Origin of the sequence: Streptomyces sp. NBC_01669, assembly GCF_026339735.1 — a bacterium.
In the GTDB taxonomy this organism is placed as follows: domain Bacteria; phylum Actinomycetota; class Actinomycetes; order Streptomycetales; family Streptomycetaceae; genus Streptomyces; species Streptomyces yanii.
The window spans coordinates 7,132,082-7,152,989 of the sequence record NZ_JAPEQG010000001.1; the positions used below are offsets into that span (position 1 = coordinate 7,132,082).

Below are 20,908 nucleotides of genomic sequence, written 5' to 3' on the forward strand. Positions count from 1 at the left end.
ACGCTGCAGGATCGAGTGTGCTTCAGTCTGTGAACTGAGTCAATCGACATGTTGCGTGGATTATGCGACGTTGCCTGAAACTTGGTGCCGGTGGTGCGGTCGGGTAGGTGAGGACTCTTGCGGCAGTCGGGGAGGTGAGTGCGGGGGTGTCGGGCTCGGTGGTGAGTTTCGGCAGTGACCCTCGTGGGTCGCAGGTGGGTTGGGGCCGGCCGATCGCATGGCTGCGATGCCTGGAGGGGCGGTTTGTGGTGCGAGGTTGCTGGTACGCTCCGTGCGTGTGCTCAGTTCACACTGGGGTGGGTTGCGCTGGGGGGCGCGTGCTGCACTCGTACCCCGGGTGGCTGGGGTGGGATTTCACAAGCAGGCCACCTCGTGGCCTCAGTAGCAGTGGAGTGGCGTGTGAGCCAGAGTGAGAGTGCGCTGAGCGACGGCATTCGGCCGGTCGGTTCCGTTCATCATTACGACGACGGGCTGCACGTCCGCGTCGACGGCGTGATGCCGTACGAGCTGGTGGACGCCGATGACTCCCACGGGTACCGGCAGGGCGATGACCTGGTCCGATGCACTCTGTACCTGAGCAACGGAACCGGACGGCCCTTGGAGGTCGACGGGATCAGTCTGTTGGTCCGTGGTGGCCCGTACGGAAAGACGGCCCGCCAGGTGCAGGACTACCGGACCGAGTTGCTCGACGACGAACTGGGCGGAACGCTGCGCACGGGGCGGAGGATTTCGGCGACCTGGGCGTACAGCATTCCGGCCGGCACCGCCGGAGAGCTGGACTTCGAAGTGCAGTTCAGGGGCAATCACGAACGTGAGAGCGTCACGTTCACCACTGCAGGTGCGACGGCCACGACATACCCCATCGACCCCCGCGTACCGGCCGCACGAAAGGAACAGGCACCGCTTCCCGATCAGGCCGTGCTGTTCGGGGACGAACAGCGTTCCCTGTTCGGGACTGCCGAGCCGGACGTTGCCGACGACTACGTCCTCGGCGCTGCGGAGAGGCCGGCCGCCACGGTCCCTTCCGACTCCTCGGTCATGCCTGTGCAGCCTGCCGTTCCCGCCCGCGCTGCCGTACCCGCGCGGACGCAGCAACTGTCCGCCGACGAGACCGACGCCCTGCGCGTCCGCCAGATCTTCCGTTTCCTCGCCGAGGCCGAGGAGTCCAAGGCCCGCCCGGTCCGCACCCTGGACGGGGCAGCCGGAACCGTGTGGTTCGACGAACTGCCGGACGACCCCGCGGTCGCTGTGATGCTCGACGGGGTGCTCTCCACCGACGAACCCGCCTGGCTGACGGTCGCCCGCCCCGACCGTGAGGATGCCCCGCAGCCGCAGCCGCTCCTCGCACCCTGGGTCGACGAGACGCGCGTTCGTGACTTCAAGCAGACCCGAGCCCCGCATCTGCGCCGACGCATCGAGCCTGAGTTCCCCGACTGGTCCGCGGGAATTCCGCTGGAGAAGACCTACCACGAGCTGGAGGACCACCCGAAGCGGGAAAGGATCGAGAAGCTGTACGCGGCCTGGGAGCAGGCGTGGACGGCCTGGGCCGAGCGACGGCGTGCGATCGACCCGCTCGTCAGACTGTACGACCGGCTCCACAAGATGCACGAGGACGCAGCGAACCTCGGCGAGGCCTATGAACTCGTCCTCGGGTTCGGCCGGCTGACCTGGCAGACGACCGGCGGCCAGCGCGTGGAACGGCACCTCGTCACCCACCGTGCCACCATTCAGCTCGACCCGTCCACCGGCACGCTCACCGCCGCACCGGACCCGACCGGCATCGGCATGGAGCTCGAAGAGGGCATGCTCGACGGCGCGCAACATGTCCCGGGCCCGGTACGCGAGGCCATTGTCGAGGTGCTCGAAGGTGCCTCGGACGCCAGCGACCCCGAACACCTGGAAGCCCTGCACACTGCCCTACGCAGCTGGGTCAACGCCGCCCACAGTGCCGGGAGTTATCTGCCGACCGCCGAGCGTGTCAAGCCGCGCAGCCTCGACGTACCGTATGTCGGGCTCACACCGGCGCTCGTGCTGCGCGAGCGCAACCGCCGCTCCACGCTTGACGCCCTCAAGGCCATCGCCCGCCAGATCGACGGCGGTACACCCCCCACCGAGCTGCTCGGCTACATTGCGGGCCGCGACGGAGCCCTCACCGCCGCCGACCTGGCGGCGGCGGACGCCCACGGGACGCCGCCCGGGACCGGCGAGATGTTCTTCGCGCTGCCCGCCAACGAGGAGCAGCGCACCATCGCGGAACGCCTGCGTGCCAACCGGCTGGTGGTCGTGCAAGGCCCCCCAGGCACCGGCAAGACGCACACCATCGCCAATCTGGTGACGGACCTCCTCGCACAGGGCAAGCGTGTTCTGATCACCAGCCACACACCGCGCGCGCTGCGTGTGCTGCGGGACAAGCTGCCCGAATCGGTGCGCGACCTGTGCGTGAGCCGCACCGAGGACGGCGCGGCAGCGCAGCGTGAGCTCGAAGCGTCCGTCAGCAAGATCCTCAGCGAGTACTCCGGTTACGACCAGAAGGCCTCACAGCGCGAGATCGACGCTCTGCAGGCGCGGCTGACCCGCGCCCGGTCCGTGCAGCAGACCATGCTGCGTGACCTGGCCGTGCTGCGGGAGCAGGAGACTCGTCGCTTCCCGGCGGAGATCGGCGACTACAGCGGAAGTCTCCAGGAGATCGCCGAGCGTGTGGCCGCGGAGACCGGGACGTACGAGTGGATCGGTCCGGTGCCGCAGGAGCAGCCCGCTCCGGTCACCGACGACGCGATACGGCTCCTGCACGCCACCCGTGCGTTCACACCGCATCACCAGACGCTCGCTGCCGAGGTACCCGGACCCTCCGAACTGGTGGGACCCGGCGACTTCGAGGAGGCCGTCGGCGTCGTGCGCTCGGCGGCGGAGGCGCACGCGGCGGTGCGTCAGGACCCGCTGAGTCTGCAGTACGACACCGCTGTGCGCGGTCTCGCCGAGAACGACCAGCAGCGGCTCTCGACGACCCTCGATGCGTTCGCCGGGGCACGGGCGCGTGCCGGGTCGCTGGCCGGTGCGGCAGGTGAGTGGGCCGAGGTGCTCCTGCGAGAGGTGGCCGCGGGACAGGACTGGCAGACCCGCAGCCGGCACGCCGCTGTGACCGGTGCCCTTGCTGCCGTCGATGCCTCGCTCTCGACCCTGCGTAACTGCATGGTCAGCGGACTGGAGCAGTACGACCCGGCCGCTGCGCTCGGCCAGGCCATCGCGCTGCTCGACGGGCTGCGGCAGGGACAGAAACTGCGCGGCCCGCTAGGCATACGGTCGAAACTCGCCAAGGCCGTCGGTCCGTTCGTGGAAGGCGTGCGCGTCGACGGGCGATCCCCCGAGGACACCGACACCGCAGCCGTCGTCATCGCCCGGATCCAGCTCGAACTGCACCTCTCCCAGGTTGAGTCCGAGTGGGGAACGCCCGCGGCTCCGTGGCAGGGACACGGCCCGCGCCTGGCCCGTCTCAGGCAGGAGGCCGAAGCTCTCGAAGCACTCCTTGCGGTCGCAGCCGCCCGCACCGATGTGCTCACTGCTGCCGCGACCTCCCCGGAACTGTCCGCGGCCACATGGCACGACCGGGCCGTCGAGAACGCCGTACGGGCACTCCTTCGCGCAGCGACCACCCTTCGCGCCGCCGAACAGTCGCGCCGGATCATCGCAGACACCGAGGAACTGCTGCGTGTGTGGAGCGACCGGCCGGGCGTCTCGCCCGCCGTGCCTCGCGCTCTTGACGCCGTGCGCGCCCAGAACCCGGACGGCTACCGCGAATTCAGCCAGGAGATCGCTGAGGTCCGCGAGGCTGCCCGGCTCCGGGCCGAGCAGCACGAGGCCATGACAACAGTGCGCGAGCTCTTCCCGTCCCTTGCCGAGCGGATCGCCCGGACTCCCGAAGATCCCGACTGGGACGAGTGCCTGCCCGCCCTGGCCAGGGCCTGGGCCTGGTCCGCGTGGCGGGACCGGATGGAGCGGCTCACGGACCCCGACGCCGACCGCACCTTGCGGAAACGGCTGACTGAAGCCGACGACGAGGCCCGGATCATGCTCGCGCGGCTTGCCGCGGCCCGGGCCTGGCACCGCTGTCTCGGACTGCTCACCGGCGACCAGTCGCGTGCGCTGAGCGCGTACCAGCAGGCCGCCCGCCGGATCAAGGGCAAGTACCAGCATCGCTACCGGCGCGATGCACAGGAGGCGCTGCGCAAGGCACAGAGCGCCGTGCCCGCCTGGATCATGCCTCTGCACCAGGTCGCGGAGACAGTGCCCATGGACCGGCCCGGTATGTTCGACGTCGTCATTGTCGACGAGGCCAGTCAGTCCGGTCTCGAGGCCATGCTGCTCAGCTGGCTCGCCGACCGGATGGTCGTCGTCGGTGACAGCAAGCAGGTCAGCCCTTCCAACGTCGGTCTCAAGCAGGACGAGTACTTCCAGCTCCGGGACCGGCTCCTCACCGGTCTCGAAGGGGACGTGCGCAGTCTCTTCGGGCCCGAGTCCAGCTTCTTCGATCTCACCGAGGCGCTGTCGGCAGGGCGCGGCACGCTCATGCTCAAGGAGCACTTCCGGTGCATGCCGGAGATCATCTCCTTCTCCAACGAGCTCTGCTACAACGGCCGGCTGCAGCCCCTGCGGCAGTACGGCGCCGACCGGCTGCCCCCGGTGCGGACGGTGTACGTCGAGAACGGTGAGGCGGTCGGTGCCAACAGTCGCCTGGCCAATGTCGCCGAGGCCGAAGCGCTCGTCGCCGAGATCGTGCGCTGCTGCGCCGACCCCGCGTACGACGGCAAGACCATGGGAGTCATCAGCCTGCGGGGAAGCAAGGCACACCTGGCTGAACTGGAGAACCTGCTGGCGGAGCGGCTCGACTACGAGCAGCGGGAGGAGCGGCGCATAAGGGTCGGCGACGCCGAGGATTTCCAGGGCGACGAACGCAACGTCATGTTCATTTCGACCGTCAACTCACCCACGACCGCTGCCGGGACAGTACCCGGAGGCTTCAACGGAAAGACGTACGAGCAGCGTCTCAACGTGGCTGCCTCCCGTGCCCAGGACCAGCTCTGGGTGTTCCACAGCGCCCGCACCGAGCAGTTCCACGAGAACGACCTCCGTCGCCAGTGGCTGGACCACCTCGGCCGGCCCGCGGAGGAGGAGACCGTCGCGGTCGTGGGCGAGGTGCTGCCCGACGTACGGCACGAGGCGTTCGACAGCCTCTTCCAGCAGCAGGTCTACCTGGAACTGACGGGGCGCGACTATCGCGTGCGCCCCGGGTACCGGGTGGGCCGCCACGCCATCGACCTGGTTGTCGAGGGCGGTACGCGGCGGCTCGCCGTGGCCTGTGACGGCGACGTGTTCGCACAGGGAGAGGACGCCTCGACCGCGGCGGCCCGCCAGCGCGACCTGGAGCGTGTCGACTGGACCTTTGTCCGTATCCGGGGGAGCCGCTTCCACCTGGACCGTGAGCAGGCACTGGCCCCGCTGTGGGCGGAACTGGAGCGGCTGGGGATCGAGCCGGTCACCGATGCACCGGAGGCCGATGTTCCCCAGGGCGAGCTTCCCGGGACGACCGGAAGCGTGGAGGGCGACGAGAACGCCGAGATCCTGGCCGGGCCCGGGGAGAGGGACGGGATCACGGGCATCGGGGCGGCAAGGACCGCGGCTGTCGGGACTGTGCGTTCGCAGGCGGAGGTTCCGGCGGTGATCGATTCCGAGCCGGCGGAGCCGGCTGTCTCCGCACCCACGCCCCTGGCCGTGCCCGCTCCCGTCACCGTGAACTCGGTGGCTTCCGCGACACCACCCGCTTCTGTGACGCCGCCTGCGGCCACTCGTGACGCACAGAAGTACCGCGACACTCCGCTAACCCCGCCTGGTGCATTCCCGGTGCGGGAGATCCCCGTCGCAGCCTTCCAGCGGCTGGTTCGGGAGATGCAAGAGCTGCAGCTCACTCTCGATGCTCCCGAAGAGACGCCGGAAGGCCTCGATGTCCGTCTCGACGCCGCGAAACTCGTATTCCTGCGCAAGACCCAGGCCGATCAGCGTGATCGCCGCGCCAAGCGTCTGGCCTTCCTGCGGGCGTTCGTCGACGCGGTTGCCGTCGGAGACTCGGCCGAAGCACCGCAGGTGGTCATTCCCGGCGCGCTTCTCGTCCTGGAGTTCGACGGTCAGGTAGACGGGGAGACTCTGTACACGGTCGCCGAACTGGCCGAGGACGGCGCGGACATCGTCTCCCCATCCTCGCCGCTGGGGCATGCCCTGATGTGGCAGCGAGCGGGGCGTGAGCTGTCGTACCAGGCATCCCAGGACAAGGCGCACACGGTGGTCGTGCGCGAGATTCGGGCCTGACACCAGGGCCGAACACCCCGACGGACCAATCGCCTTGAGCCGGGCGGTCCGTCGGGGCTGCTCAGCCGGCGACCGGGTCGAGCATCGGGCTGCGCTGCCCGCTCCACGAGATGGCCAACGCGTCACGGGCGCGTGTGCACGCCACGAAGAGCAGACAGTGCTCGGCCAGCAGATCCGCCTGATGCTGCAGGGGATCCACTTCGGCGGACGTGACCTGGTGTGCGAACGGCAGCACGGCGGAGGTCACACCGACCACGGCCACACAGCGGAACTCCAGTCCCTTCATGGCATGCATGGTGGCCACGCGTACCCCCGACGTCCCTGGACCCGGATCGTCCTTCACCGCGACTGCGGGGATGCCCTCCCGGCGCAACCGAGCGATGACCGCGTCGACCAGGGTGTTGAAACGGGCGCACACCGCGACCTCGGAAGGCTTCACCCCGTCCTGATCGATCCAGATCCGGACCTGCTCGATGAGTGCCCGGAGCTCCTCGTCCTGACTGCCGTACCCGCGTGCCGCAGGAATGCGGCCGTGCAGCTGGGAGCGGTAGCCCCGCAGCGAGTCGCGGCCGCCGTCGTCCTCGTCGTCCTCACCGAGTCGGCCCACCGGTTGACCATCCAGCAGCGACGCCGACCAGCGCAGGATCTCCTCCGTGCTGCGGTAGTTGAGACGCAGCCGCGAGGTCCGGCCACGGACCTGGACACCCAGCGAGCGCAGCGACACCCGGGAGTCGTAGATGCGCTGATGGGGATCGCCGACGAGGAACATGTCGTCCGACCGAGGTGCCACACCGGCGCGCAGCACCCGCCACTGCGCGGGGTGAAGGTCCTGGGCCTCGTCGACCACGACATGGCGGTAGCGCGGACCGCTGTCGGCGAGGGTGCGCGCGGCCCGGTCGCACAGCTGTGTGTACGTGGCCGAGTCACGGGACGCGAGGTCGGCCGTGAACCGTTCCATCACGCGCCACAGCCGGGCCCGTTGCACGCGCCCCACCTGTGTGCCGCGCCCCCGCCGTACACAGCGCAGATACTCCTCAGGCGTACGCAGTCCCTGGGCGAGGACGACGTTGCGGAACTCCTGGGACAGGAACTGTTCGGTCCACGGCAAATCCTCGCGGGCCGTGGCACGGGTCCAAGCGCTCTTTTCGGCGGCGGCAGAGAGAGGTCTGGGAGTGCTGCCCCGCGCCTCCCGGATGACCCGGGCGGCGAATGAGTCCACCGTCGTCACGTCGACGCGTTCCAGAAGGTGTGCGTCCGCCTCACCGAGCAGGAGCGCCAGGCTGTCCCGCAGTGCGGACGCCATGGCGTTGGTGAACGTGGTCAGCAGTATCCGGTCGCCGTCGCGGCCGGTGCGCAGCAGGTGGCGTACACGGTGCAGTGCCACCACCGTCTTGCCGGTGCCGGGCCCACCCGTGACCTGGGCCGGTCCGTTGAAGCCCGGATGATAGGCATAGCGACGCTGAGCGGGATGAAGGAAGATCCGCCAGCGGGTGAGATCCTCGGTGAGGATGCGCTCCAGTTCACCAGGACCGGTGACCTCCACGATGCGATTGGGGGTGTTGAGAATCGCTTCGGCGAAGGTGACGGTGGGCCGGTCCTCGGCCGTACGGACCGTCTGGCCGCGCGGAGCGATCAGTTGCTCCCACACGTCTTCGGCGGAGTAGTCGGCCGCGAGGTACTCCAGCACCTCGTACTGGTCGGCGGGCATCATCGGCGGTGCCATGACTGTCAGGTCCTCAGCGGTGACGCAGACGCGGGCCAGGCGCAGGACCTGGTCGTCGATACCGAGGTCGCGCAGCACGGTGTCGGAGTGCTGTTCGAAGAGGCGGGTGGGGGTGGTGACCGCCTTCGTTTCGAAGTATGTCTCCATCTGTTCCAAGGCTTCGACATTGCGTACTTCGAGGCCTCCGGTTGCGCCGTTGACGGAGTACGCGCGCTTGCAGGCCCAGTTGATCGCCTCGTCGTGCGCGGCGACCCTCAACAGCGTGAACAGCTCACTTCCGTCGTCCGGAGCGAGAAGCACACCTCGGTAGAACTTGGTGATGCGTATCGTGCGGATCCGGTGGTCGCGAGCCCGTTCGAGCTTCTCGAGATGCATGCCCTTGCTGGCATGGAGCTGCGGGACGGTCATGCTCCGGAACATCTGGATCGCGTCGTTGACCTCCTTCTGTACAGGTCGCTGCAGCGAGATGAGGTCTGCGACGAAGTCGTCGGAGAGAGCGAGTCGGGGCATGGGTGTCCTCGGGGCGCGCGCGGTGGCCGATGGTCGGGAACAGACTAAAGACTCCGCGTCCTCAAGAGCGAGGACAGTACGGTGCGTTGTGTGAACTGAGTCAACGGTCTATGTTGTTGGTGTTGTTGTATGCTCGCCCAAGACTTCGTGCCTCACCGGCCCGTCCGAAAGGACCCACAGCATGCCGGCCCAGCCCGACCAGGCCGCCGTCCCGCATCCGCTCGACGACGTGCCGCAGACGTTCCTCTCCGGCGACTCGTACGGTGTGCGCGACGGACTCGTCACCTATATCCGGCGTGATCTGCTGGGGCCGTGGGACGGGGAGACGGAGACACTGCCCCGATCGTCCTCCGGGCCCCGCGACCGGTACCTCGTCGGCATGCTCGGGCCGCGGCCCCACGCCACGACCTCGGGCGAAATCGCGCTGGCCGCCGCGCAGAGCGCGGACAGCGATTCCGGGGACGAGAGTGAGGGCGACGACAGCGCGCCCCAGGACCGCTTGACCCCGCAGGCAGCCGGCCACATTTGGGCCTCGTCCATGGGATTGTCCTTCACTGTCCCCGCTTCGGTCGGCACGCTCAGCGTCACCGCACGCTGGGGTCACTACACCCAGTCTGAGGAAACCACGGACCAGGGCACGACCCGCAGGGTGTGGTCACGCGAGCCTGTCGAGCACCCGGTTGATATCGACGTCACCAGCGCCGCCGGCCGGAGTGTTTCCCTTGAGGGCGATACCGTCGTCCTTGACGTACAGGTACGGAATCACCGTTCGGGGAACGGCGGCGAGGACCTGCGCATCGTCGAACTCGCCCTGGTGAACGGGCAGGAGGACAGTCGCGAGGCGCGCGATGCCCGCTGGCTCTTCCAGACCTCCCTCGAGGTCACCGCCTTCCCGGACGGCCAAGCGGCAGTGTTCTTCCCCGTCGACGACCCTCTCGATCCGGCGAACCGGGGCAACGCCTCCGAGGACCGCGAGGAGCGTCGCCTGCGTCTCCTCTACCGGGACAGCCTCAGCCACGCCAAGGGCCGTAACGTCGCGGTACACGCCCACGTACGCGACGGCGAACGCAACGCACACCGGCTCACCACCACGTGGCTCCCCGAGTACGACGTCCGGGCAACCACCGCACCCACCGTCGAGGACCAGGACCTGCTGCGTGGACTGGAGCTCGGTATGGACGAGCTCGCCGCGCTCGCGGTACCGGGGCGCCGCAGCGAACTCAGTGCCGCCCTCGCCCCGCTTGCCGACGGCTACGCCACCTGGCTCGAACAGCAGCGACGTAGCGCCCGGTCGCTCCCGGACGACCTGCGGGACTCGGCGCTGGTCGCCATCGAACAGGCCCTGGAGATCTGCGACCGCATCACCCTGGGCATAGACACGCTCGCTGCCGACGACACCGCTCTCGCGGCCTTCCGGTTTGCCAACCGGGCCATGGCGCTCCAGCGCCGCAACACCGCGATCGCCACTGCCAGGACTGGGCGTGAGGAGGACCACGGCTCCTACCGGGAGGCGCGGGACGAGGTGTACGGCAAGGGCAAGGAAGGGGCCAGCTGGCGGCCGTTCCAGCTCGCCTTCGTGCTGCTCAACCTTGTCTCCCTCAGTAAGCCGGGCCACCCGCACCGCGGGACGGGACGCGAGGCACTCGTGGACCTGCTGTTCTTCCCGACCGGTGGCGGCAAGACCGAGGCATACCTCGGGCTCGCCGCATACACCTTCGCGCTGCGCCGTCTGCAGGGCACCATCGGCTCCGGCGCCGATGCCCGCAGCGGGGAGGCCGGCGTCGGCGTTCTCATGCGCTACACCCTGCGTCTCCTGACAGCTCAGCAGTTCCAGCGCGCCGCAGCTCTCGTGACCGCCTGCGAGGTACTGCGGCGCGAGGAGTTCGCACGGGACGTGCGCTGGGGTGCCACCCCGTTCCGTATCGGTCTGTGGGTGGGAACCTCCGTCTCGCCCAACTGGTTCGACGAGGCCAAGGAACAGATCGCCGGTGCCCGCGAGAGCGCCAGTGACAAGCACGCCCGGGTCCTGCAGGTCCTCACCTGCCCATGGTGCGGCAGCGGTCTGACCGCCCGCTCCCACATGGAGTACGACGAGGCACGGCGCCGTGTACTGCTGTACTGCCCGCGCGGCGAGGGGGCGGACCGGTGCCCGTTCTCCCGGCTGGAATCCCCAGGCGAGGGCATCCCGGTCCTCACCGTCGACGAGGAGATCTACCGGCTTGCGCCGTCGCTGCTGATCGCCACCGTGGACAAGTTCGCCCAGCTCCCCTGGAACGGGTACGCGGGCCTGCTGTTCGGCCGGGTCACCGAGATCTGTCCGCGCCACGGATACCGCCACGACGACCTGGATGCCAAGACCGGTTGCGGAAGTCGCCACCATGCCAAGGGCGATCTGCCCGGGGTCACCGCGCAGCCCGTCGCCCGCCTGCGGCCACCGGACCTGATCATCCAGGACGAGCTGCACCTGATCTCCGGTGCGCTCGGCACCATCGTGGGTTTGTTCGAGTCGGCCATCGATCAACTATGCAGTTGGAGCTTCACAGACGCCCAGGGACGACGGCACGAGGCCGGACCCAAAATTGTCGCATCGACGGCGACCACCAAGCGGGCCGCGGACCAAGTCCTCGGAGTCTTCGGCCGTAAGGTCGCCGTCTTCCCGCCACAGGTCCTCGACGTCGGGGACACCTTCTTCTCCCGCCAGGTTGAGCTCAGCCGCGAGAACCCGGGCAGGCGCTACCTGGGGGTGTGCGCCCACGGCACCCGTCTCAAGGCAGCCGAGATCCGGGTTGCAGAGATCCTTCTTCTGGCAGGACAGCAGCTCTTCGACGACTACGGCAAGCCTGCCGACCCGTACATGACTCTGGTCGGCTACTTCAATGCCACCCGCGAACTTGCCGGTATGCGACGGTACATGGACGACGACATCACGACCCGGGTGCGTTCCAACGGGAGTCGTAAGGGACAGGACACCCTCTCCGACCGCATTGTCAGCAAGTCGGGGATGCTCAGCATTCAGGAGCTGACATCGCGTATCTCCTCCACCGACATCGGCTCCGCGCTCAAGCGGCTGGAGACCGGATTCGATCCGGAACGCGACACCTCGCAACGGCGACGCGCCTTCCTGCGCGAGTATGCCGCTGCCAGGATGGAGAAGCGCGAACCTCGCGCCTTGATGACGCCGATGGTCCGGCAGGCCGTCGACGTCGCCCTCGCTACATCCATGCTTCAGGTCGGCGTCGACGTCTCCCGGTTCGGACTGATGCTGGTTGTCGGTCAGCCCAAGAACACCGCCGAATACATCCAGGCGTCGTCCCGGGTCGGCCGTGACGCCAAGCGTCCCGGTCTCGTCGTCACCCTCTACAACTGGTCACGCCCACGCGACCTTGCCCACTACGAGGACTTCGAGCACTACCACGCCACCTTCTATCGGCAGGTCGAGGCGCTTTCCGTCACCCCGTTCACCCGCCGCGCCCTCGACCGGGGAGCGACCGCCACGTACATCGCCGCACTGCGCCAGGCCGCGTACGACACCTCCCGCAATCTCGACGCCCATGACGTCGATCTGGGCGGCCCGGTCGCCGCCGGTGTCGAAAGCCGCTTCCTGGAACGTGCCGAGAGGGTAGGCGGGGACCGGGCCCGTAGATATCTCAGCGAACGGCTGGACCGGCTGAAGGATGAGTGGCGCCGCCAGCGCGATGAGAACAGCGCCGCGCTCGGATACCGGAAGGAGAAGCGGAAGAACACGATCGTGAGCGGTCTGCTCAAGCGTGCCGACGGATCCCGGTGGACCGAACTCACTGTCGGCATGTCCATGCGTGAGACGGAGAACGAGATCAATCTGCTTCTGCCAGGCGGTGGCACCTTCCTCGAAGAATCCGCGGGCGGAGGCCCTGACTGGAACTTCGGCGAGACGCACACCGACAGCGACCCCGACGCGGTCGCCACCGTGGACAGCGACGAGTACGGACCCACCACCGCCGGCGGAACCGGGAAGGGACAGCGATGAGCAACAACTCGAACCGCAGGGTCGGCGCTGTCCGGCCCAGCCACCTCATGTTCACCGCCGGAATCGGTTCCCTCGTGGACCTGCCGAACTTCTCGGTCCTCATCAAGGGGCTTGATTCCTGGAGCTACAACGGGATCACCGAGTACGACATCGACGAACCGAGGCTGCGCGCCGCCGTCAACCGCTCCCTCCAGCGCTACGGGCGCGGGCAGATCGAACAGCTGCGTGCTGCTCCCTGGCTGGAGGGCGGCGACAGCGACCCGAAGGGCTGGGCTGCGCAGGGTATCGGGGTGCCGGTGACCCCGTTCCCGCAGTGGCTGCGTTGCACCGCCTGCAATGTCCTCGCCGCGGTCGACTCGGGCGAGTTCGCCTTCATCAACTCCAACCCGCGTACCCCGCACGAGGCGAAGTTCGTCCACGACTGCAAGCGGGGCAAGCCCCTTGCCGTCGCGGCCCGCTTCACCCTCGTCTGCACGGCAGGTCATCTGGACGAGTTTCCGTACACGGCATACGTCCACCACGGGCAGACCTGTGCCAAGACCCCTCGTCCCAAGCTGCGCATGAAGGACCACGGCGGAAATCAGGCGGCCAACGTCACCATCGAATGCGTCGCCTGCGGTACGAAGCGCAACATCCGTGAGGCGATGGGAGAACGTGGTCGCCGAAATCTGCCGGCGTGCCGCGGACGCCACCCGCACCTGGGTACGTACGAGGGAAACGGTTGCACCCAGGGCGCCGTACTGATGGTCGCAGGTGCGTCCAACCAGTGGTTCCCGTTGACCCTCAGCGCTCTTGCCCTGCCCAAGGGGCAGGGTGGCGACATCGAGAAGCTGCTCGACGATCACTGGCCCGATCTCCAGATCGTCGTTGAACGGGCCCAGTTCGACTTCATGGCAAGCATGAGCAAGTTCGGGTTCCTGCAACAGTTCGACGCCGATGCGGTGGTCGCTGCCATTGCCGCTCGCAAGGCCGGGACAGCCGGGCCGGCCCCCTCAGCGCCCGATGTCCAAGCGGACCTGTACGGCCCCGAGTGGGACGCCCTCTCCGGTCCCATTCCGCAGTCGAGCGACGACTTCACGTTGCGGCAGATACGTGTGCCGGCGTCACTCGACGAGTTGTTCTCCGATGTGCGGCAGGTGGAGCGCCTTCGGGAGGCCCGCGCTCTTATCGGCTTCACCCGCCTCGACGCCCCCGATCCCGAGTCGCCCGAAATCGCCACCCGGGTCGATCTTTCCCGCGGTACGCAGAACTGGGTGCCGGCCAGCGAGGTGCGCGGTGAAGGTATCTTCCTGAGGGTGCACGACCAGCTCATGGCCGAGTGGGTGGCGAGGGTGGAGAAGTCGCCGCATATGGAGGCCCACCGGGAAGCCTTCGGCCGATTCCGTACCAATCGCAAGTCGGATCGCATGACCAGCGACTTCGATCCCCTGCACGGCTGGCCGGGGGCGCGCTACATCGCTCTTCATACCCTCTCGCACCTTCTGATACGGACAATTGCGCTGGAATGCGGCTACAACTCGGCTTCTCTCGCCGAGCGGATCTATGCAGGCGATGAGGAGAACCCGAGGACGGGGATCCTCATCTACACCGCTGTGCCGGACTCAGAAGGCACCCTCGGTGGCCTTGTCTCACTGGCGGAGGAGCGAGAGTTCGACCGGATCGTCCGCCGTGCTCTGGCAGATGCGTCGCACTGCTCGGCCGACCCGTTGTGCTCCGAGAGGCTGCCGCACGACCCCGCCGACTTCCTTCACGGAGCTGCCTGCCACGTCTGTCTGTTCGTCTCCGAGACCACCTGTGAGCGCGGCAACCGCTTTCTCGACCGCCGCTTCCTCGTCCCGCTCACCGGAGACAATGACCAGGTGCTCACACCGGTCGGTCTGCTGTCGTGAGCAGACGCAGTTTCGAGTCCGCGGCCGAGGCGGCGGCCGTGGCTCTCGGTCCCTCCCGTACGAAGGACCTGGCCGGGCTGTTGGCCCGGGGGCACAGCAGGGAACGGGCTCTGACCGAACTTGCGACGCCGGGAGTCCGGGAGGCCGTCGCGAAGCTGTACGAGGCAGTGGAGGAGGACTCGCTGCCCTGTCCGGAAGCCGCGGCCTACCTGCGGGGCTATGTCGCGGCGCAACTGCGTGCACAGGACGCGGTCCAGGTCAGAACGGTGTGGAGCGGGCCCTCCACGCCCGCGGTACCGGTGCGGGCGACCGCTCAGGTACTGGTCGAGGTCATCGATGATGCCCGTGACGAACTGCTCGCCATGACCTATGCGGCCCGCCCCTATCCGGCGCTGACACAGGCCCTGACCGAGGCCACCGCCAGAGGCGTGCAGACGCATGTGGTGGTCGAGACGCTGGCCGGCGCGCGCGGCCTCCTCTCTGGCCGCGAGCCGGCCGGCGCGTTCGCATCCGTGCCCGGATTGCGTCTTTGGCACTGGGTGCGCGACCCAGACGCCGACTCCTATGCACGCCAGCACGCGAAACTCGCAGTCGCCGACCGCCGTGTCCTCTTCCTGGGCAGCGCGAACCTTACGGAGTCCGCTGCCCGGCGCAACATCGAGGCGGGCGTTCTGGTACGTGGCGGAGATGCGCCGCAACGGGCCGCCGAGCACATCGTGGAGCTTCAGCGCCGAGGAATACTTCGGCGCTTCCACGTATGAGGAAGCTCCGGATCTCCTTGTCGAAGCGACAGGGCGCCCCATTGCCCCCGCAGACGGGCGGCGCGGTTACCGGGACATGCCTCAGGTGAGCGCCGGGCCCCCGGGGATGGTCTGCGTGCGCGTCGCGTCCGTATCGTCCTGCCTGCGGCGCATGGCGAGCAGCAGGGTGAGCGCCGTGCCGACGACCGCCCACGCGGACAGCACCAGCAGCGGTCGTCACCGCGTTTCCGTTGAAGTACGCGATCGAGCGCGCCACCCAGGTCCCCGCACCCGGTGGCAGCGCGGGGCCGATCGCCCGCCAGAAGTCCGGCAGCATCGGCAGCGGGAAGGCGCCGCCCGCGCTCGGGTTGCCCGCGATCACGATGATCAGGACGGCCAGGCCGATGCCGACGTGCTGGTGAGCGCCTGCAGGGCGAGTGTGATCACGCCGTCGCCTTCGGGGCGTGCAGCACCCCGATGTAGGACGCGATGAACAGCAGTTGCAGCGCGAGCACGCCGATGACGGGCAGTGCGGCCCGTGGAGTGACGGCCTTCTTCGCCTCGTCAGCGAAAGTCATGCCCCCCACGGTCCCGGGTGTCCCCTGTCGGCGCAGGTGGGGCCGGGCCGAATGGCTGCCCGGCTCACCCGCCGGATGACCCGTGCCTGGCGCGCATCGCTGCGCAGCATGCTGTGGTTTTCCTGCCGACGCCTTGCGTGAGGAGAGTTCCCTCGCGGTGACGGTGAGTCCCGATGGAGTCGCGGTGAGCCGCTGTGTGGAATGCCACGAAATAGATCACGCGCTCGAATCGCACCATCGATCGAGGTGGATGGGGGTTAGAGTAATCGAACGCGCGTACGATGAATGTATCGGGCAAAGGACTCAAATGGGGTGAGTGATGGAGGTGCGGCATGGCGGGTTACGCCCATCTGCACGTCGCGTCCGGATACTCCGCCCGCTACGGTGCCGCCCATCCCGAACAGCTTGTCCGGCGAGCGGCTGAGCGCGGCACGACGGCGCTCGCGCTCACCGACCGGGACACGGTCACCGGTGCCGTACGGTTCGCGAAAGCCTGCGCCGAAGCCGGGATCAAGCCGGTCTTCGGCATCGATCTGGCCGTGGAGGCCATCGCACCCCCTCCTCCGGTGCAGCGCCGCCGCACCCCGGCGCGCGGTGGCGCGCACGTCGTCGAGCCGCCCCTGCGGGTGGTGTTGCTCGCGCGGAACCGGACGGGATGGGCGCGGCTGTGCCGCATCACGTCGGCCGCGCACACGGGCACGGCAGGCGGCGCGGCCCCGGTGGTGGTGCCGTGGGAAGCGCTGCGCGAGTACGGCGGTCCCGGTCTGATCGTGCTGCTCGGACCGCTCTCGGAGCCGGTACGGGCCCTGGCGGCAGGCCGGGAGGACGTCGCGGCGAAGCTGCTGGCGCCGTGGCGGGAGATCTTCGGCAGAGGTGTACGGCTGGAGGCTGTCGTGCACAGGCGGTCCGGTACGGGCCCGGGATCACTGCGGCTGGCCGCCCGCACCCTGGCGCTGGCCGACCGTACCGGCACCACCGTCGTGCTCTCCAATGCCGTCCGCTATGCCGACCCGGACCAGCACCGGCTCGCCGACATCCTTGATGCCGCGCGGCTGCTGCGCCCCATCGACCGGCGCCGCCTGGACAGCGGGCAGCGCTGGCTCAAGGGTGAAGGAGCGATGGCGCGCATCGCGCAGTTGATCGCCGAGTGTGCCGGAGCGGACACCCGGCGGGCAGGCCGTTTGCTGGCGGACACCGCCGCCACGGCGGCCGAGTGCTCCGTCGATCCCAGGGCGGACCTGGGGCTGGGCACACCCCACTTTCCGGAACCGGAAGTGCTCGGAGTCGAGCCGGGAACGGGCGGCGCGGCACAGTTTCTGCGTCGCCAGTGCGAGGCCGGCATGGTCCGGCGCGGCCTGGACCGTGACCGGGCGGCGCTCGACCGGCTGGACGAAGAGCTCGGCGTGATCTCCGAGCTGAACTACGACTCGTACTTCCTCGCCGTCGGCCAGGTCGTGGCCGATATCCGGGAGCTGGGCATTCGGGTCGCGGCCCGCGGCTCGGGCGCCGGTTCGATGGTCTGCCACGCGCTGGGCATCGCCACGGCCAACCCGCTCGATCACCGCCTGCTGTTCGAACGCTTCCTGAGCGTGCGACGGGCGTCCCTGCCCGACATCGACATCGACGTGGAGTCCGCCAGAAGGCTGGAGTGCTACGACGCGATCTTCGCCCGGTTCGGCACCGAGCGCGTGGCGGTCACCGCGATGCCCGAGACCTATCGGGCCCGCCGGGCGCTGAGGGACACCGGCCTCGCACTGGGGATCGCACCGGCGGACGTCGACCGAATCGCCAAGAGCTTCCCGCACCTGCGGGCATCGGACATCACCAGCGCACTCGCCGAACTGCCCGAAATGCGTCAACTGGCGGCCGAAGCGAAGCGGTACGGGCCGTTGTGGGAGCTCGCCGAAGGCCTCGACTCCCTGGTTCACGGCATGGCCATGCACCCCTGCGGAGTGATTATCAGCGACGCGACGCTCCTGGACCGGCTGCCCGTGCAGCCCACCCCCCAGGGCAACTATCCGATGGCGATGGCGGCCAAGGAGGAGATCGAGGCGCTGGGCAACATCAAACTGGACGTTCTGGGGGTGCGGATGCAGTCCGCGATGGCCCACGCCGTCGCCGATATCGAACGGGCGACCGGCGACCGTATCGATCTGGACGATCCACGGCAGGTGCCGCTCGACGACGTCTTCGCGTTCAAACTCATTCAGGAGAGCCAGACCATAGGACTGTTCCAGCTCGAATCGCCCGGCCAGCAGGATCTTCTCTCGCGCCTGCAACCCCGCGACCCGCAGGACGTCATCGCCGACATCAGTCTCTTCCGCCCCGGACCGGTTGCCGGGGGAATGCCCGAGCGGTACATCGCCGCACGTCATGGCGGTACACCGGCCTACGCCCACCCGGACCTCGAACCCGTGCTCGCCGACACCTACGGCGTGACCATCTGGCACGAGCAGGTCATTGAGACGCTGTCGGTGCTGACCGGCTGCGATCGCGCTCTGGCCGAGGTCGCCCGGCGGGCACTCGGCGACAAGCACCGACTGCCCAAGATCAAGGACTGGTTCCACCGCCGGGCGGCCGCCCGCGGTTACAGCCCTGCGGTCCGGGACCAGGTGTGGAAGACCATCGAGGCCTTCGGTGCCTACGGCTTCTGCCGGGCGCACGCGGTCGCCTTCGCCGTACCGGCTCTGCAGAGCGCCTGGCTCAAGGCGCACTATCCGGCCTTCCTGCTGGCCGGCCTCCTCGAACACGACCCCGGTATGTGGCCCAAGCGCGTCATTGTCGCCGACGCCCGCCGACGCGGCGTCCCGGTCCTGCCCGTCGACGTCAACCACTCCAGGACGAAGCACACCGTGGAGCGGGCCGACGGGGAGCAGTGGGGCGTGCGGCTCGCGCTGTCCGCGGTGCGCGGTATCAGCGAGGAGGAATGCGCGCGGATCGAGGAGGCCCAGCCGTACGGATCGCTGTCGGACTTCTGGCAGCGGGCCCGGCCCAGCCGACCGGTCGCCGAACGCCTCGCGGAGATCGGCGCGCTGAACTCCCTGCACGACGGGCGCCTCACGCGGCGGGATCTGCTGCTGCAGATCGTCGAACTCCACCGGCAGTCCCGCGCCCGGTCCGCGAGCAAGGGCCAGTTGCCCATCGACGTGGAGGCGGTCGGCGGAGCGGAGCCGAGCGGCCTGCCGGAGATGACCGGACGCGAAGCCCTCAGCGCGGAGCTGAACACGCTCGGCATCGACGTGTCCAGGCATCTGATGGAGCACCATCACCGGCTGCTGCGGGAGATCGGTGCCACCGACGCGGCGCATCTGGCCGGAGCCCGTCCGGGCGGGCAGGTTCTCGTCGCCGGGGTACGGGCCTCGACGCAGACCCCGCCGATCGCCAGCGGCAAGCGCATCATCTTCGTCACCCTGGAGGACGGCTCCGGCCTGGTCGACCTGGCCTTCTTCGAGGACTCCCACCCCGCCTGCGCGTACACCGTCTTCCACAGCGGGCTGTTGCTGGTCCGCGGCACGGTCCAGGTGCGCGGCACCCGCCGCACCGTCGTCGGCACCATGGCCTGGGACCTGGACCGGATCGCCGTCGCCCGTCGCGATCACGGCCCCGAAGCCGCTCTCTCCCTGCTCGGAGTCAGCCATCCGCAACCGACCCCCGCGCAGCCGCGGCGCACCCTGATCAACGGCACGACAGGCGCCCGGCTGCATCCCTATGCCGACCTGCAGCCTGCCGGCAGCGGTTCAGCCGATCTGAGAAAGCTCGGCTACACCAGCCCAGGGAGCGCAGGATGACCACGCGCCGACGGCACATCGCCCACCTGCACCTGCACGCCCTGCCGTACGAAGGACGGTACGTGGACGCGATCGACCTGCTGACCGGCATCACCCCCCATGTGCAGGCGGTGTCGCCCGATGCTGTCCAGCTCGACCTGACGTCCGCGCTCAGGTACTTCGACCTCACCCCGTACGACGTGGTTCAGCTTGCGAAACTCAGACTGTTGGCCTTGTACGGCATCGAGAGCAGTGCAGGGCTCGCCGGCAACCGCATGCTGGCCACCATGGCGGCCGACTCGTCCGCGTCGGGACACACCACCTGGGTTCCCGTCGAACAGGCCGCCGCCTGGCTGCGCCCCCGCCCGGTCACCGCGCTGCCCGGAATCGGCCGCGCCACCGCGGCCACGCTCGGCCGGTACGGCCTGCACACCATCGGTCAGGTTGCCGACGTACCCCCGGCGACCCTGCAACGCATTCTCGGCGTCGGCCAGGCCCGACTGCTGACCGAGCGGGCCCGCGGTCATGATCCCCGCCCGGTCGTCCCGCTGGAACCGGCGGCACATCTGATGGCCGATCTCGTGCTCGACCAGGACTGTCTCGACCCGGTGCGGCATCACCGCGCGGTCCTGGGACTCGCCGACCGGATCGGCCAACGCCTGCGTGGTGAAAGCCAGGTCACCGGCCGCCTCACGCTCACGGTGCGGTACGCCGACCGCAGCTCCACCACGCGTACGTGCACGCTGGCGGAACCCACCGACCACTCGCCCGCCCTCGTCACGGCTGCTCTGGGTCTGCTGACCGCTCTCGGGCTGCAGCGAGCACGAGTCCGTGCCTTCGTGATCCGCGCCGACGACCTGCTGCCGGCCGACAGGGCTCACCGCCAACTCTCCCTGGACCCGGGCGATTACCGTGCCCGTGCCGCCGAAGCCGCCGCGGACCGGGCCAGGCGGCGCTTCGGACCCGAGGCCGTACATCCCGCCGCTCTGGCCGGCGAGCGACTCGGACCTCGGCGATGAGGATCCTCGGGGGCCGGACGCGACCGACCTGTGGTCACGATCGCCCCGCCGGAGCGCACCGATGCCGTCTCCGCCCTGCAGCGCACGTTTTCGACGACGTGATACGTCCCCGGGCGAGGCGTGCACAGCTGTACGCGGTCGTCGTGGATGATCGACCCGTTGCCTGACGTGTCGTCATATCGGGTTCGCGTGAACCTGGGATGATGCTGCGTCAGTTTTTACTGACGCGTAACTTCCCTCGCTACCTTACTCGCGCGTAATTTGGCATGAGCGCATAGAGCGTGGTACCGAACATCGGTACGGAACGTCGGTACAGAAC

The 20,908-nt window shown here is 68.7% G+C and carries 8 protein-coding genes and 1 pseudogene; 6 read left to right on the top strand and 3 right to left on the bottom strand.

The features are described from left to right. The first annotated feature begins 399 nt into the window (after nt 1–399). Nucleotides 400–6,357 (top strand): AAA domain-containing protein, encoded by a 5,958-nt coding sequence (locus tag OG972_RS31935; protein WP_266987395.1) that lies wholly within the window; start codon nt 400–402, stop codon nt 6,355–6,357. A 61-nt stretch (nt 6,358–6,418) separates the two neighbouring features. Here OG972_RS31935 and OG972_RS31940 read toward each other — a convergent pair whose 3' ends face one another. Further along, nucleotides 6,419–8,590, bottom strand: a complete 2,172-nt coding sequence (locus OG972_RS31940) for a UvrD-helicase domain-containing protein (RefSeq protein WP_266987397.1) — start codon at nt 8,588–8,590, stop codon at nt 6,419–6,421. A gap of 181 nt (nt 8,591–8,771) precedes the next feature. On the opposite strand from OG972_RS31940, the gene drmA reads away from it, so the two are divergent. Genes drmA through drmC form a run of 3 tightly spaced genes read left to right on the top strand, consistent with a single transcriptional unit; the run spans nt 8,772 to nt 15,246 of the window. Continuing rightward, entirely contained in the window at nt 8,772–12,596 is a 3,825-nt protein-coding gene (gene drmA, locus OG972_RS31945; protein ID WP_266987399.1) for a DISARM system helicase DrmA, read from the top strand. Then, nucleotides 12,593–14,485 (top strand): DUF1998 domain-containing protein, encoded by a 1,893-nt coding sequence (drmB, locus tag OG972_RS31950; protein ID WP_266987401.1) that lies wholly within the window; start codon nt 12,593–12,595, stop codon nt 14,483–14,485. The genes drmA and drmB overlap by 4 nt, the downstream gene beginning before the upstream one ends. After that, nucleotides 14,482–15,246 carry a DISARM system phospholipase D-like protein DrmC gene (drmC, locus tag OG972_RS31955; RefSeq protein WP_266987403.1) on the top strand — a complete coding sequence of 255 codons (765 nt, stop codon included), beginning with the start codon at nt 14,482–14,484 and terminating at the stop codon, nt 15,244–15,246. The genes drmB and drmC overlap by 4 nt, the downstream gene beginning before the upstream one ends. Nucleotides 15,247–15,327: 81 nt before the next feature. Here the strand turns inward: drmC and OG972_RS31960 are convergent. Together OG972_RS31960 and OG972_RS31965 are read right to left on the bottom strand one after the other, a co-directional pair. After that, nucleotides 15,328–15,675: pseudogene (locus OG972_RS31960) on the bottom strand (DUF3533 domain-containing protein); the annotation flags it as partial. After that, complete coding sequence (locus OG972_RS31965) at nt 15,669–15,803, bottom strand: hypothetical protein (protein WP_266987405.1); 135 nt, start codon at nt 15,801–15,803, stop codon at nt 15,669–15,671. The pseudogene OG972_RS31960 and the gene OG972_RS31965, both read right to left, overlap by 7 nt. 332 nt (nt 15,804–16,135) lie before the next feature. On the opposite strand from OG972_RS31965, the gene OG972_RS31970 reads away from it, so the two are divergent. Beyond that, nucleotides 16,136–19,591: a DNA polymerase III subunit alpha gene (locus OG972_RS31970; protein ID WP_266987407.1), complete on the top strand. Its 3,456-nt coding sequence runs from the start codon at nt 16,136–16,138 to the stop codon at nt 19,589–19,591. Continuing rightward, nucleotides 19,588–20,589 (top strand): ImpB/MucB/SamB family protein, encoded by a 1,002-nt coding sequence (locus OG972_RS31975; RefSeq protein WP_266987409.1) that lies wholly within the window; start codon nt 19,588–19,590, stop codon nt 20,587–20,589. Before OG972_RS31970 ends, OG972_RS31975 begins: the two co-directional genes overlap by 4 nt. Nucleotides 20,590–20,908: the final 319 nt, after the last annotated feature.

Bases quoted from the DNA above. Each gene is read 5' to 3' on its own strand.
- OG972_RS31940 (WP_266987397.1), bottom strand. From the start codon at position 8,590: ATGCCCCGACTCGCTCTCTCCGACGACTTCGTCGCAGACCTCATCTCG.
- drmA (WP_266987399.1), top strand. From the start codon at position 8,772: ATGCCGGCCCAGCCCGACCAGGCCGCCGTCCCGCATCCGCTCGACGAC.
- drmB (WP_266987401.1), top strand. From the start codon at position 12,593: ATGAGCAACAACTCGAACCGCAGGGTCGGCGCTGTCCGGCCCAGCCAC.
- OG972_RS31965 (WP_266987405.1), bottom strand. From the start codon at position 15,803: ATGACTTTCGCTGACGAGGCGAAGAAGGCCGTCACTCCACGGGCCGCA.
- OG972_RS31970 (WP_266987407.1), top strand. From the start codon at position 16,136: ATGGCGGGTTACGCCCATCTGCACGTCGCGTCCGGATACTCCGCCCGC.
- OG972_RS31975 (WP_266987409.1), top strand. From the start codon at position 19,588: ATGACCACGCGCCGACGGCACATCGCCCACCTGCACCTGCACGCCCTG.